13 protein-coding genes and 1 tRNA gene are annotated in these 13,339 nt (G+C 67.4%); 5 read left to right on the forward strand and 9 right to left on the reverse strand.

Features of this window, described 5'->3' with window-relative positions:
• Positions 1–3 precede the first annotated feature (3 nt).
• The 3 genes from GR316_RS09060 to GR316_RS09070 all read right to left on the reverse strand — a co-directional run bounded on the left by GR316_RS09060 (position 4) and on the right by GR316_RS09070 (position 1,890).
• Entirely contained in the window at positions 4–1,512 is a 1,509-nt protein-coding gene (locus GR316_RS09060; RefSeq protein WP_249218752.1) for an alkaline phosphatase family protein, read from the reverse strand.
• Positions 1,513–1,616: 104 nt separating this feature from the next.
• Positions 1,617–1,742 carry a type B 50S ribosomal protein L36 gene (gene ykgO, locus GR316_RS09065; RefSeq protein ID WP_045388515.1) on the reverse strand — a complete coding sequence of 42 codons (126 nt, stop codon included), beginning with the start codon at positions 1,740–1,742 and terminating at the stop codon, positions 1,617–1,619.
• 73 nt (positions 1,743–1,815) lie between these two features.
• A tRNA-Val gene (locus GR316_RS09070) sits at positions 1,816–1,890 on the reverse strand.
• 122 nt (positions 1,891–2,012) lie between these two features.
• On the opposite strand from GR316_RS09070, the gene GR316_RS09075 reads away from it, so the two are divergent.
• A complete protein-coding gene (locus GR316_RS09075) occupies positions 2,013–2,864 on the forward strand; it encodes an N-formylglutamate amidohydrolase (protein WP_211783614.1) in 852 nt (283 codons plus the stop codon).
• Between the two features lie 3 nt (positions 2,865–2,867).
• On the opposite strand, the gene GR316_RS09080 is transcribed toward GR316_RS09075, so the two are convergent.
• From GR316_RS09080 to GR316_RS09095, 4 genes are all read right to left on the reverse strand, one after another.
• On the reverse strand, positions 2,868–4,121 hold the full coding sequence (locus GR316_RS09080) for a DNA polymerase IV (protein WP_211785172.1): 1,254 nt from the start codon (positions 4,119–4,121) through the stop codon (positions 2,868–2,870).
• A 16-nt stretch (positions 4,122–4,137) separates the two neighbouring features.
• The gene (locus tag GR316_RS09085; protein ID WP_211783615.1) at positions 4,138–5,025 is read right to left on the reverse strand and encodes a DMT family transporter; all 888 of its coding nucleotides are present in this window, start codon (positions 5,023–5,025) and stop codon (positions 4,138–4,140) included.
• 60 nt (positions 5,026–5,085) lie between these two features.
• Positions 5,086–5,376, reverse strand: a complete 291-nt coding sequence (locus GR316_RS09090) for an HU family DNA-binding protein (protein WP_249218753.1) — start codon at positions 5,374–5,376, stop codon at positions 5,086–5,088.
• Between the two features lie 115 nt (positions 5,377–5,491).
• A complete protein-coding gene (locus GR316_RS09095) occupies positions 5,492–6,952 on the reverse strand; it encodes an AMP nucleosidase (protein ID WP_211783616.1) in 1,461 nt (486 codons plus the stop codon).
• Between the two features lie 259 nt (positions 6,953–7,211).
• Here GR316_RS09095 and GR316_RS09100 point away from each other — a divergent pair, with 259 nt between their 5' ends.
• Positions 7,212–8,066 carry an SDR family oxidoreductase gene (locus tag GR316_RS09100; RefSeq protein WP_211783617.1) on the forward strand — a complete coding sequence of 285 codons (855 nt, stop codon included), beginning with the start codon at positions 7,212–7,214 and terminating at the stop codon, positions 8,064–8,066.
• Between the two features lie 6 nt (positions 8,067–8,072).
• Here the strand turns inward: GR316_RS09100 and treZ are convergent, their stop codons facing one another.
• A complete protein-coding gene (gene treZ / locus GR316_RS09105) occupies positions 8,073–9,758 on the reverse strand; it encodes a malto-oligosyltrehalose trehalohydrolase (protein WP_211783618.1) in 1,686 nt (561 codons plus the stop codon).
• Positions 9,759–9,813: 55 nt separating this feature from the next.
• Positions 9,814–10,611, reverse strand: coding sequence for an SDR family oxidoreductase (locus GR316_RS09110; protein WP_211783619.1), 798 nt, complete (start codon positions 10,609–10,611; stop codon positions 9,814–9,816).
• 118 nt (positions 10,612–10,729) lie between these two features.
• On the opposite strand from GR316_RS09110, the gene otsB reads away from it, so the two are divergent.
• The 3 genes from otsB to aroQ are packed head-to-tail and all read left to right on the forward strand — an operon-like array spanning position 10,730 to position 13,331.
• Complete coding sequence (gene otsB, locus GR316_RS09115; protein ID WP_211783620.1) at positions 10,730–11,476, forward strand: trehalose-phosphatase; 747 nt, start codon at positions 10,730–10,732, stop codon at positions 11,474–11,476.
• Positions 11,464–12,885, forward strand: a complete 1,422-nt coding sequence (otsA, locus tag GR316_RS09120) for an alpha,alpha-trehalose-phosphate synthase (UDP-forming) (protein ID WP_211783621.1) — start codon at positions 11,464–11,466, stop codon at positions 12,883–12,885. Before otsB ends, otsA begins: the two co-directional genes overlap by 13 nt.
• A complete protein-coding gene (gene aroQ, locus GR316_RS09125; protein WP_211783622.1) occupies positions 12,882–13,331 on the forward strand; it encodes a type II 3-dehydroquinate dehydratase in 450 nt (149 codons plus the stop codon). The genes otsA and aroQ overlap by 4 nt, the downstream gene beginning before the upstream one ends.
• Positions 13,332–13,339 lie beyond the last annotated feature (8 nt).

The raw sequence follows: 13,339 nt of genomic DNA on the forward strand, positions 1-13,339 counted from the left end.
GTCTCACCCTCCCGTGTCGGCGGCGCCGAACGCATTCAGGAACCGGTCCCGGAACCCATCCATCGGCAAAGCGGGAAGATCCGCCGCCGGGACGAGGCCGGGGGTCCAGCCCCACCCGTCGATGCGCCGGATCAGGTCCGGCGGACCGATCATGTGGACCGGAACGTCGCGATTGTCCATCTGCGCCACGAATCCCGCGGGCTGATGATCGCCGAGGATCACCGCCAGCATCCCGCTTCCGGCCTGCCGCTCGACGAATTCGGTGACCGCCTGCAGCGAATAGAGGATCGCCGCCGAATACTGCGCCCGCACGGTGTCCGGATCGGCCCAGACCTCGCGCGGGGTGCGGCGGTCCCAACCGGTGCCGTCGAAACCGCGTCCATCGCCGATCGTATCCCAATCCCGCATCCCGATCACCGGAACCCATGGCGCATGGGAGGAGGCGAGATCCACCTCGGCAAAGAGCGGCGGGCCGAGGACGCGCATCCGCCGCTCCAGCACCGACAGGACATACTGATCCGGCATCGTGACCCAGTTCAGCGCCCGGCCGGCATAGCCCAGATGCGCCGCGTCCCGAATCTCCCGAAAGCCGAGCATGGTCCCCTCGGGCCACGCCTCGGTGGTCTGGGGGGTGAAGGCGGCCGTGTGCAGGCCCGCCTCGGATGCGAGGTGGAACAACGTGCGCCGGGGGCTGGCCAGCAGCGCACCATAGCGCCCCTGATCGGTGATCGGCAGCCCCGCCGACAGCGTCGCATGCGCAAGCCAGCTCTGCCCGCCCATCACCGGCGAGGTCAGCCAGCCCGACCGCATGGCAAGGCCCGCCCCTGCCAGCCGCGCCTCCGCCCGATGCAGAAGCTGCGGATGGGCGGCATTGTCCGGCACGGCGAAACTGGTGCGGCCATAGCTCTCGACGAAGATGATCGCGGTGTCGCGCCCGCGCAGCGCCGCCAGAAGGCCATCCTGTCCGGCAAAGGGATCGGTGGCGGCCGCGCGGCGGAACGCGGCCAGATCGGCCAGCGTGGCGCGGGTGGTCAGTGCCTTGTCCGCCAGCATCCGCGTGGTTGCCGCCTGCGGGGGCAGGATGGCAAAGACGGCCAGAATCGCCAGCCCCGCCCATCCGCCGCGCCGCTGGCGCAGCGACCAACGGATGCCCAACGTCAGCACCCCCAGCAGCAGGATCGCCGCCCCGACGCCCAGCATCATCCGCCACAGGCCAAGCGATCCGCGCCCCAACTGCCACGCGGCCCCCAGAAGCTGCCAATCGGTCACCAGATTGAACGGACGCCCGAACGCCCCCTGCAGGCCCGCATCCCCCGCCTTCAAAAGCAGCGTCAGCACGAGGATGCCCAGCAGCGGCAGGCGCAGCGGGGGCAGGGCCGCCAGAAGCAGCACCGCCGGAAGCTCGGCCGGGATGGCCCGGCCATTCCCCGGCAGCCAGAGCACGAAGCCCAGCATCAGCGCGGCCATCGCCGGCCGCCAGACATCCGTGCGCGAGGAGGTTGTCATCACCATGCGGGGCATCTGGATCGGCGCGCCCCCGGATCAAGCAGCCCGGACATGTGAAAAAGGCCGCGCGGGCGATCCCGGCGGCCTTTCGAAAACAGTCTGGGCGGATCTCAGCCTTGGCGGGCTTTGAAGCGCTTTTGCGTCTTGTTGATCACATAGACGCGGCCCTTGCGGCGCACGACTTGGCAGTCGCGGTGGCGCAGCTTGAGCGAGCGGAGCGAGTTCGCAACCTTCATCTCTCTTCTCCCATTCGCGGCGCGCGTGCGCCTTGAAAACAAACATGCCCCCGAACGGGGGCGGTGATATGAATGGTGGGCGGTACTGGGATCGAACCAGTGGCCACTACGATGTCAACGTAGTGCTCTACCGCTGAGCTAACCGCCCACGCTCCGTGACTAAAAGTCTCGGTGTGGCGCGTCTATAAAGAGAGTCGCAGCCATGATCAAGGGGTTTCCGCACGGGGCAAGCGCGCTTAATATCAGGAACGCAACAGGAGCCGCCCCGGCATGACGGGATACCCCCCTTTCGATCTGCATCTGCCGGACCGCCCGGACACCGCCATGGTGTTCTCCTCGCCGCATGGCGGATGCGAATATCCCCAAGATTTCTTGGCTGCGTCGCGGTTGGACGGGCAGATGATCCGCTCGTCCGAGGATGCGTTCGTCCATGATCTCTTCCGGGGGGTGCCGGCCCAAGGCGCGCCGCTGATCGCGGCCCGCGCCCCGCGCGCCTTCGTCGATCTGAACCGCGCGGCCGACGAGCTGGACCCTGCCCTCATCGAAGGGCTGGTGCGGATGCCGCACAATCCGCGCGTCGCCTCGGGCCTTGGGGTGATTCCCCGCGTCGTGGCGAATGGGCGGCCGATCTATTCGGGCAAGATCACCCGCGCGGAGGCCGAATTGCGGCTGGTGACGCATTGGCGCCCCTATCACGCCGCCCTGCGCGGCCTGATGCAGGAGGCGCGGGCGCGCCACGGCTCGGCCATCCTGATCGACTGCCATTCGATGCCCCATGATGCCATCGCCGGGCGCGGACCTGCCGCCGATGTGGTGCTGGGCGACAGGTTCGGCGCCGCCTGCGCCCCCGCCGTGATGGAGCGGGTGGAAGCGGCCTTTCGCGCCGCAGGGCTGCGTACCAGCCGCAACGCCCCCTTTGCGGGCGCCTACATCACCCAATCCTATGGCCGCCCCGCACGGGGGCAGCATGCGATTCAGGTGGAGATCGACCGCGCCCTCTACATGGACGAAGCGCGAATCGAGCGGCGCGCCGATTTCGATGCGTTCGTCGGGCTGATCGACGGCATCACCGCCGAGCTGTGCGCCATCGGCCGCGAGGGGCAGGCGCTGGCCGCCGAATGATCCCTAGCGCAGCGCGCGGCCCTTGATGATCGCATCCGCGCCGAACCGGGCCCGGATCGCATCCGTGGCCGCTTCGGCCCGGCGGCGTCGGCCCGCGCCGGGATCGAGGAGATCGACCGAGAGATCCGCCCGCTCCCCGGCGCAGAGATCCGCAAGGCCGATGCCGATCAGCCGCACCGGCCCCGTGGGCTGCGCCATATCTAGAAGGCGCCGCCCCTCGTCATAGAGCCGGTCCGCCGACTGCGTGGGATCGGTCAGCGCATGGCGGCGCGAGATTTGCGTGAAATCGGCGCGTTTCAGCTTCAGCACCACCGTGCGCCCGGCCAGATCCTTGGCCTTGGCGCGGTCGGCCACCTGCACCGCCAGCCGCCACAGATGCCCGTCCAGAAGGTCCGGATCGGCCGTATCCTCGTTGAAGGTCGTCTCCTTGGAGATGGATTTCACCTTGTGATCGGGGGCGACGGGGCGCGTATCCTCGCCGCGCGCAAGGCGCCACAGCCGATCGCCCATGCTGCCGAAACGGGCCGACAGATCCCGCCGATCCCATCGCAGCAGATCGCTGACCTGCCGGATGCCCGCCGCCTCCAGCGCGGCCTGCGTGGCGGTGCCGACGCCCCAGATGATGCGGACGGGCTGTCGGGACAGGAATTCCGCCGTTTCGGCCCGGCCGATCACGGAAAAGCCCCGCGGCTTGTCGAGGTCCGAGGCGATCTTGGCGAGGAACTTGTTGTGCGACAGCCCGACCGAGCCGGAGATGCCCAGCTCCTCCTCCATCCGGCGGACCAGCCGCGCCATCAGGACGGCGGGCGGCGCACCGTGCAGGCGCGCGGTGCCCGTCAGATCGAGGAACGCCTCGTCCAGCGACAGCGGTTCAATCGCGGGGGTCAGATCGGCCATCATGGCGCGGATCGCGCGGCTGATCCCGGCATAGACCTCGAATCGCGGCTTCACCACCACCGCGCCGGGGCACAGGCGCAGCGCTTGGAACATCGGCATGGCCGACCGCACCCCCGAGATGCGCGCGATGTAGCAGCAGGTCGCCACCACCCCGCGCGTGCCGCCGCCCACGATCACGGGGCGGTCGCGCAGGGATGGATCGTCCCGCTTCTCGACGCTGGCATAGAAAGCGTCGCAATCCATATGCGCGATCGACAGATCCGCAAGCTCGGGGTGGGAAATGATGCGCGGGCTGCGGCAGGCGGGGCAGCGCGCGCCGGCATCGAACAGGGTCAGACAGGCGCGGCACAGGCTGGGCATGATGCGCGCCAGCGTATCATGTTCGCGCCCCGTTCTCAATCTGCCGCGCCTTCGACAGCTGCACGGCAAGGATGCCCAGCGTCACGATGCCGACGCCGACGATGTCCCAGATGCCGATCGGCTCCCCCAGAAGGAGGGCGGCGATCAGCACCCCGAAGAACGGGTTGAGGAAATGGAAGGTGGAGGCCCGGACCGCGCCGATCCGCCCCACCAGCCCGAACCACACCCATGTGGCCATCAGGCTGGCGACCAGCACCGTGTAGACGAAGGCCCCGATCAGCCGCGGGGTCAGCGTCAGGCGCCACGGCTCGAACAGGACCGCCAGCAGGCCCAGAACCACCGCCCCGACCAGCATCTGCAGCCCGACCACCATCAGCAGGTTCCCCGACCCCGAGGCCCCCTTCACCGTCAGCGCCGCGAAGGCCAGCGCCAGCACCGCCACGAGGCACAAAAGCACCGGCAGCACCGGCACCCCGCCCGTCAGGCGGTGCCCCATGATGACGCAGACGCCGACCAGCCCCGCCGCCAGCCCCGCGATGCCCAAGGGGCGCATCTTCTCCCCGAAGGCCAACCAGCCCGCCAGCGCCACCACCAGCGGCATCGCCGAGGCGATGATGGAGGCGAGGCTGGCCGGCACCCATTGCATCGCAAAGAAGTTGCAGCCGAGATAGACGACGTTCTGCAAAAGCCCGAACAGGATCGTGGCCCGCCATTGCGGCCGCGTCAGCCGGGCCGTCTGGCCCATGGCGGCGGCGATCGCCACCCCGATGATCCCCGCCACCAGAAAGCGCAGCGCAAGCGCATGCAAAGGCGGGGCGTCCAGCACGATCATCCGCCCCGTGGTGAAGGCCGACGACCACATCACCGCAAAGCCGATGCCCATCACGAGCGAGCGCAGATCCATTCCGATACCTCAAAGAAAAAGGGCCGCCCGGAGGCAGCCCTTGGTTCGATCCGATGGGGATCAGCCGTTGACGCTGTCTTTCAGCGCCTTGGCGATCGTGACCTTCACCTGCTTGTCGGCCGGCTTGGTCATGGTCTCGCCCGTGGCGGGGTTGCGGACCTGACGCTCGGGACGCTCGCGGCACATGACCTTGCCGATGCCCGGAAGGGTGACGGCACCGCCGGCAGCGACTTCGCGCGTCACGACCGCGGCGATCGCGTCCAGCGCGGCGGTTGCGGTCTTCTTGTCGCCGCCCATTTCCTCGGCCAGCGTTGCGACCAGTTGGGTCTTGGTCATCGGTTTCGTGGACATCTGGTGTCTCCTGATCAACTCAAATATTTTCAGCCCGAGAAAGGCCCCGGAGCCGCTACACCCGTTTTTTGCCCGGCTGGCAAGCCCCGAGAAAGGAAAAAAGGGCGCGGGCGGCTCAGAGGAAGGCCGTCTCGTCGAAACTGCGCAATTTCCTGCTGTGTATGCGCTCGATCGGCATGTCGCGCAGCTTCTCCATCGCACGGATTCCGATCATCAGGTGGCGCGAGACCTGCGTGCGGTAGAAGTCCGACGCCATGCCCGGCAGCTTCAACTCTCCGTGCAGCGGCTTGTCGGACACGCACAGAAGCGTGCCGTAGGGCACGCGGAAGCGGAAGCCATTGGCCGCGATCGTCGCGCTTTCCATATCCAGCGCGATGGCCCGCGACAGCGACAGCCGGTGCACCGGGCCGGACTGATCGCGCAGTTCCCAGTTGCGGTTGTCGATGGTGGCGACGGTGCCGGTGCGCATGATGCGCTTCAGCTCATAGCCCTGAAGCTGGGTCACCTCCTCCACGGCCTGTTCGAGCGAGGTCTGGATCTCGGCCAGCGCGGGGATCGGCACCCAGACGGGCAGATCGTCGTCCAGAACGTGATCCTCGCGCAGATAGGCATGGGCCAGCACGAAATCGCCGAGGTTCTGGCTGTTGCGCAGGCCCGCGCAATGGCCGACCATCAGCCATGCATGCGGGCGCAGGACGGCGATATGGTCGGTCGCGGTCTTGGCGTTCGACGGGCCGACGCCGATGTTCACCAGCGTGATGCCCTGACCATCGGCGCGCTTCAGGTGATAGGCGGGCATCTGGGGTAGGCGCGCCAGCGGGGTGATCGGCTGATCGGCGGCGGTGATCTCTTGGTTGCCGGGGGCGACGAAGGCGGTGTAGCCGTCGCGACCCAGCATCTGACGGGCGAAGGATTCGAACTCGTCCACATAGAACTGGTAGTTCGTGAAGAGGACGTGGTTCTGGAAATGCCCGGCATTCGTCGCCGTGTAATGGGCAAGCCGCGCGAGCGAGTAATCCACCCGCTGCGCCGTGAACGGGGCCAGCGGCGCCTCTCCGCCCGGAAGGGTGCGCGCGCCGTTCACGATGTCGTCGCCCGTGGTGTTCAGATCCGGCACGTCGAACATGTCGCGCAGCGCGAAATCCAGAACGCCTTCTTGCGGGATCAGCACGGACGGATTGCCCGCCAGCGCGAAATGCAGCGGCATGGGCGTCGTGGACACCCCGATCCGCACCGGCACGCCGTGATTCTGGATCAGCAATTCGATCTGCTGGATCAGGTAATTCTCGAACAGGTCGGGGCGGGTGATGGTCGCGACATAGGTGCCGGGATCGGCGACGTAACCGAAGGCGAGGCGGCTGTCCACGCGGGTGAAGCTGTTCGTCGTCATGCGCACTTCGGGATAGAAGGCGCGGATCCGCCCCTCGCTCCGCCGCCCTTGGATCACCTCGGCGAATTGCTGGGCAAGGAATTCGGCGGAAAGATCGTACAGTTCCCGCAGACGGGCCACGGCCTCCCGCGCATCCATGAAGTTGGTCGGAGCAGGAACGTCGGGGGTGTGGATCGTCTCGTGCATATCAGGTCCTTTTCGGTCGAAGATAACGACAACCGCGGCCCAGACAAGCTGCCGCCTGCAGGAGAGGGAAAGATCCTGCAGGCGGCTGGGGACAAGCCTGTGACGGGAACGACATGCGATGGGGACGCAAGCGGTCACTGGCTTCGGGGGATGAACCTACGGAAACGCCCCCGGTTCCACGTTTTGTTTTCACGGATGCGTGATCGGAACAAAAGGTGCGGCCGACGACTTCCAGAAGGGATTTCTTGCGGAGGATCCCATGGACTATCCCAAACCCCCATTCCCGAAACAGAGCCAGACGCTTCCCGGTGACAGCCGCCAGATGCAGCCCGTCCCCGATTGCGGCGAGACGAGCTACAAGGGCAGCGGACGGCTGAAGGGCAAGGTCGCCCTGATCACCGGCGGCGACAGCGGCATCGGCCGCGCCGTCGCCATCGCCTATGCCCGCGAGGGCGCGGATGTGGCGATCTGCTATCTGTCCGAAACCGAAGAGGCCAAGGACACCGTCCGCCTGATCGAGGCCGAGGGCCGCCGGGCGCTGGCGATCGAGGCCGATATCGGCACGCCCAGCACCTGCCGCGACGTGATCCAGCGCATGGTGGATCATTTCGGCTGGATCGACATCCTCGTGAACAACGCCGCCCATCAGATGATGTTCGACGACATCCTCGACATCCGCGATGCCGAATGGGATCTGACCTTCCGGGTCAACATCCATGCGATGTTCTGGCTGATCAAGGCCTCGCTGCCGCATATGAAACCGGGGGCGTCGATCATCAACACCGCCTCCATCAATTCGGACAAGCCGAAGCCGGGGCTGCTGGCCTATGCCACGACGAAGGGCGCGATCCAGAACTTCACCAACGGTCTGGCGCAGATGCTGGCCCCGCGCGGCATCCGGGTGAACTGCGTGGCGCCGGGCCCGGTCTGGACGCCGTTCATCCCGTCCTCCATGCCCGCCGACAAGGTGGCCGATTTCGGAAAGGAAACGCCGATGGGCCGCCCGGGCCAACCGGCCGAACTGGCGACCGCCTATGTCATGCTGGCGGAATCGGGGTCGAGCTTCACCACCGCCGCGACCGTGGCCGTCACCGGCGGCATGCCGATGATGTGATGGGCCTTACGCCTCGATGATGCAGGAAAGGCGGCAGGTGCCTTCCTCGATCCGGATATCGCCGGCATCGGGGAAGGGACCGCCATCGCCGAAATCGAGCGCGATGCGGAGCGTTCCCGCCGCAAAGGGCCACCGCGCCACGAGCGAGCGCGGCCCCGCGCGCGTGATCTCCGGATCGCCCGCCCGCCCCGAGGTCATCAGCGGCACGATCCGGTCCTGCCGGAAGGCGAGCAGGCGGCGCGTCAGATCGCGCCATGCGGCCATCGCCCCCGGATCGCCGCGATAGGGACGGCTTCGTTCATACGTTTCCTCGGACATGGGATCGGGAAACTCCTTCACGCCCGGAAACTCGGCATGGCGGCCCTTGCGCGTCGCCTCGGCCAGATCGCCCGTGAAATCGGCGAAGAATTGGAACGGCGCGGTTTCGCCCGCCTCTTCGCCCATGAACAGCATCGGCACGAAGGGGCCGAGCAGCAGCAGCGCATGCGCCACCTTCACCGCATCGGGGTCCGCCAGCGCCAGAAGCCGTTCGCCCTTGGCGCGGTTGCCGGTCTGGTCGTGGTTCTGGTTGAAATTGACGAAGGCGTGCCACGGCAGATCGCAGGACCGCTCGCCCCGGCCCGTCTTTTGCGGCGGGCGCGGCTGCCCCTGTTCCACGAAGCCGCATTCGAGCGAGAGGCACAGATCCTCGAACGGGGCCGGGCCGAAGCTGGAATAGTAATCCTGCGTCTCGCCGGTCAGCAGGACGTGGATGCAATGGTGATAATCGTCGTTCCATTCGCCGTCATAGGGGCCGTTCTCATCGTGCAGGCGCGTGATGTTGCGGTTGTCCTCGGTCGTCAGGTGGATGGGGCGGTCGAAGCCCCCGTCGCGGATCGCTTGGCCGAGTTCCACCATAAACTCCGGCTCGCCCTGATCGCGGATCTGGTCGATCGCATCGAAGCGGAACCCATCGAGGTTGTATTCCCGCAGCCAGTGCAGCGCATTGCCGATGAAGAAGCGGCGAACGGCGGGTTCGTCGAAGGCGATGGCCGCGCCCCAGGGGGTCGCGATTTCGGGATGGAAGAAGCTGGGCGCAACCTGCCCGATCCACGCCCCGTCCGGCCCGAAATGGTTGTAGACGACATCGAGGATCACGCTGATCCCGGCCCGGTGCGCCGCATCGACGAAGGCGCGCATATCGGCGGGCGTTCCATAGGACGGATGCGGCGCCCAAGGCAGCACACCGTCATAGCCCCAGCCCCGCGCGCCGGGGAACTGGCCCACGGGCATCAGCTCCACCATCGTCACGCCCAGCGCGGCCAGTTCCTCCATCCGCGCGGCGGCAGCGGCAAAGGTGCCTTCGGGGGTGAACAGGCCGACATGGATTTCGAGGATGACCGTCTCCTCCCACGGGCGTCCGTCCCATGGGTGGAAATCATGGGCGGGATCGACCAGCACGGAATCGGCATGCACGTCGCCGGCCTGCGCCCGCGATGCCGGATCGGGGATCGCGACATCGCCGATCCGCAGGCGGTAGGTGTCGCCGGCCTTCGCCTCGGCCTCGGCCCGGTGCCAGCCATCGGCCTCGGCGCTCATCGGAACGACGCGGCCGCCGATCTCCACCGCCACATCGGCGGCATCGGGCGACCAGAGCGCGAAGCTCCACCGGCCTGGTTCCACCTGTTCCGCACCCCACTCGTACTGCCGCATCGCTGTCTCCGCCTGAACCGAAGGAACAAGCGCGGTGCGGCCCGTAGGTTCCCGATCAGCCCCCGACGGGGATGCCGCCATTGGGGTGCAGCACCTGCCCGGTCATGTAGCTGCCATCGCGGCAGGCAAGGAACAGATAGGCCGGTGCCACTTCGTTCGGCTGGCCCGGACGCTTCATCGGCACATCGAGGCCGAAGGCGTCCACGTCCTCGGCGGGCATCGTCTCGCCGATGAGCGGGGTCCAGATCGGTCCGGGGGCGACGCCGTTCACGCGGATGCCCTTGTCGGCAAGGCTGGCCGCCAGCGCACGCAAGAAGCCCAGCTCCGCCCCCTTGGTCGCGGAATAGTCGATGAGGTACTTGTGCCCGCGATAGGCGTTCACCGAGGTGGTGAAGATCAGCGCGGCGCCCTCGGTCATCTTCTCCAGCCCCGCTTGGGCCAGCCACATGTACCCGAAGACGTTGGTGGCGAAGATCTTCTCGATCCATTCCGGATCGACCTTGGTGAAATCGGGCTCGGATTTCTGCACGCCGGCATTGCAGACCAGCACGTCCAGCCGCCCGAAATGCGCGATCGTCTTCGCCACGGCGTCAAAGCAACTCTCGCGCGAGGTGGAATCGAGATGCAGCAGCAGCACCTCGGCCCCCGCCTCCTGCACCTCGCGGGCGACATCCTCGCCCTCCTCGCGGCTGGAATGGTAGGTGACGACGACCTTCGCGCCCTCGGCGGCGTAAAGGCGCGCCACGGCCCGGCCGATCCCCGACGAGGACCCCGAGATGAAGCAGACCTGATCCTTCAGCCGGCCCGAACCGGCGAAATGGGGGGTGAAGTCGGCGGGTGCGTTGCGATCCATGGCGAGCGTCCTTTGTGCTGTTGCCGGATCAGCGCCCAGCGCGGCGGAAGGTTCCCCCATGGAAGTCACGCCAGCGAGAGCCATATGAGAGCACGACGCAACAACCATACGCAGCCCCATGACCGACCCGCTCGCCCCACTGGCCGCATCCCCCGATCATTACGCGCTTTTCCTCGATATCGACGGATGCCTGATCGACCTTGCCCCCACCCCCGACGGGATCGTGGTGCCGGACGGTTTGCCCGAGACATTGGCGCGGCTGTCCGGCCGGATGGGCGGCGCGCTGGCGCTGGTCACGGGCCGTAAGACGGAGTGGGTGGACGCCACCTTCGGGCGTGCCTTCCCCATGGCCGGACTGCACGGTTTCGAACGGCGGCGCGCCGACGGCTCGGTGCAGGAGGTTCCGGTGCCCCCCGGCCTCGATCTGGCGCGGGACCGGCTGGCGCGGTTCGCGCACGAGCCCGGCCTCGTGCTGGAGGATAAGGGCATCGCCGTCGCCGTCCATTACCGTCAGGCCCCCGCCCGCCGCGCCGAGGTGGAACAGGCCATGGCCGCCCTCGCCGCCGAGATCGGCCCGGCATGGGAACTGCAATCGGGCAAGAGCGTCGTCGAACTGCGCCCCGCCGGGGCCAGCAAGGGTGCCGCCGTCCGCGCCTTTCTTCAGGAAGAGCCGTTCCGCGGCCGCATCCCCGTCACCATCGGCGATGACGTGACCGACGAGACGATGTTCCCCGTCGCCAACGCCATGGGGGGCCTGTCCATCCGCATCGCCGATCCCTCCGAACCCACCGAAGCGCGGGCGCATCTTCCTTCGCCCGCCGCGCTTCGGGCCTGCCTTGAAAGGATCGCCGCATGGGCCGCATGATCGTCGTCTCCAACCGTGTGCCACTGCCGGACAAGGAGGGGCGCATGCCGGCGGGCGGGCTTGCCGTGGCCGTGCATGCCGCCTTGCAGGACAGCGGAGGCATCTGGTTCGGCTGGTCCGGCCAATCGGTGCCCGAAGGCGACCCCGGCCCCGTATCGCGCCGCAGTCACGGGACCATCGACTATGTCCTGACCGACCTGTCGGACCGCGACATGGACGAATATTACAGCGGCTTCGCCAATCGGGTGCTCTGGCCGCTGTTCCACTGCCGGATCGACCTTGCCGAATACTCCCGCCGCGACAAGGAGGGGTATTTCCGGGTGAACCGCATGTTCGCCGACCGCCTGATGCCCCTGATCGAACCCGATGACATCATCTGGGTGCACGACTATCACCTGATCCCGCTGGCCGAGGAGTTGCGCCGCCGCGGCGTGACCAACCGCATCGGCTTCTTCCTGCATATCCCATGGCCGCCCGCCGACATCCTGTTCGCGATGCCGATCTACGATCAGATCCTGAAGGGGCTGTCGGCCTACGATCTGGTGGGCTTCCAGACAGACCACGATCTCGACAACTACATCTCCTGCCTGATCCGCGAGGGCGTGGGCGACCGGGTGGAGGAGGGCACGCGGCCCGACCCGTCGCGCGCAACGCTGTCGGCCTATGGGCGCACCTTCCGGGCGCGCACCTTCGGCATCGGGATCGAAACGCGCGATTTCGCCGAACTCGCCGCCGCATCCACCGAAACGGAGGCGGTGACGGATATGCGCCGCTCGCTGGCCGGGCGCGATCTGATCATCGGGGTGGACCGGCTGGATTATTCCAAGGGCATCCCCCAGCGCATCCTCGGGTTCGAACGCTTCCTCGATCTGAACCCGGACCGCGCGGGCCATGTCACGCTGCTGCAGATCGCGCCCTCCTCGCGGTCCGAGGTTCCCGAGTACCGGGACATGCAATCCGAGGTGGAGGCGCTGGCGGGGCATGTGAACGGCACCCGCGGCCGGATCGACTGGACGCCGATCCGCTATGTGAACCAGTCGGTCGAGCGTGGCGCGCTGGCGGGCCTTTACCGCGAGGCGCGGGTCGGGCTGGTGACGCCGCTGCGCGACGGCATGAACCTCGTGGCCAAGGAATACGTGGCGGCGCAGAACCCCGACGATCCGGGCGTTCTGGTGCTCTCGCGCTTTGCCGGGGCTGCGCGCGAATTGAAGGGCGCGGTCCTCTGCAACCCCTATGACAGCGAGCAGACGGCCCGCGCCATCGAATGGGCCTTGTCCATGACGCTGGAGGAACGGCGCGACCGTTGGCGCGGCATGATGGATTACCTGCTGGCCAACGACATCCAGACGTGGTGCAGATCCTATCTGCAGGCGCTGGCGGATACGGCGCCGGACAGGGGGACGCGATGACCATCTACATCCTGAACGGGCCGAACCTGAACCTGCTGGGCCAGCGCCAGCCCGAGATCTACGGCCACGACACCTTGGCCGATGTGGAGCGGCGCTGCACGGATCTGGCGGCGCGCCTCGGGCTGACGGTGCGGATGCTGCAATCGAACCACGAGGGCCAGTTGATCGATTGGATCCACGAGGCGCGGGCCGCAGCGCAGGGCATCGTCATCAATGCCGGGGCCTATACCCACACGTCGATCGCGATCCTCGATGCGCTCAAGGCCTTCGACGGCCCGGTGATCGAACTGCACATCTCCAACGTCCATGCGCGCGAGAGCTTCCGCCACCACTCCTATATCAGCGCCCGCGCCGATGGGGTGATGGCGGGATTCGGCACGCAGGGCTATGAGCTGGCGCTGCTGCGCATGCAGCGCATTCTGGGCGATGCCGTGACCACGACATGATGTCGCGC

Origin of the sequence: Falsirhodobacter algicola (genome assembly GCF_018279165.1) — a bacterium.
In the GTDB taxonomy this organism is placed as follows: domain Bacteria; phylum Pseudomonadota; class Alphaproteobacteria; order Rhodobacterales; family Rhodobacteraceae; genus Falsirhodobacter; species Falsirhodobacter algicola.

Excerpts from the sequence above, each read along its gene's own strand:
- GR316_RS09060 (WP_249218752.1), bottom strand. The coding sequence starts at position 1,512 with ATGGTGATGACAACCTCCTCGCGCACGGATGTCTGGCGGCCGGCGATG.
- otsB (WP_211783620.1), top strand. The coding sequence starts at position 10,730 with ATGACCGACCCGCTCGCCCCACTGGCCGCATCCCCCGATCATTACGCG.
- aroQ (WP_211783622.1), top strand. The coding sequence starts at position 12,882 with ATGACCATCTACATCCTGAACGGGCCGAACCTGAACCTGCTGGGCCAG.
- GR316_RS09100 (WP_211783617.1), top strand. The coding sequence starts at position 7,212 with ATGGACTATCCCAAACCCCCATTCCCGAAACAGAGCCAGACGCTTCCC.
- GR316_RS09080 (WP_211785172.1), bottom strand. The coding sequence starts at position 4,121 with ATGCCCAGCCTGTGCCGCGCCTGTCTGACCCTGTTCGATGCCGGCGCG.
- otsA (WP_211783621.1), top strand. The coding sequence starts at position 11,464 with ATGGGCCGCATGATCGTCGTCTCCAACCGTGTGCCACTGCCGGACAAG.
- ykgO (WP_045388515.1), bottom strand. The coding sequence starts at position 1,742 with ATGAAGGTTGCGAACTCGCTCCGCTCGCTCAAGCTGCGCCACCGCGAC.
- treZ (WP_211783618.1), bottom strand. The coding sequence starts at position 9,758 with ATGCGGCAGTACGAGTGGGGTGCGGAACAGGTGGAACCAGGCCGGTGG.
- GR316_RS09110 (WP_211783619.1), bottom strand. The coding sequence starts at position 10,611 with ATGGATCGCAACGCACCCGCCGACTTCACCCCCCATTTCGCCGGTTCG.
- GR316_RS09085 (WP_211783615.1), bottom strand. The coding sequence starts at position 5,025 with ATGGATCTGCGCTCGCTCGTGATGGGCATCGGCTTTGCGGTGATGTGG.
- GR316_RS09090 (WP_249218753.1), bottom strand. The coding sequence starts at position 5,376 with ATGTCCACGAAACCGATGACCAAGACCCAACTGGTCGCAACGCTGGCC.
- GR316_RS09075 (WP_211783614.1), top strand. The coding sequence starts at position 2,013 with ATGACGGGATACCCCCCTTTCGATCTGCATCTGCCGGACCGCCCGGAC.
- GR316_RS09095 (WP_211783616.1), bottom strand. The coding sequence starts at position 6,952 with ATGCACGAGACGATCCACACCCCCGACGTTCCTGCTCCGACCAACTTC.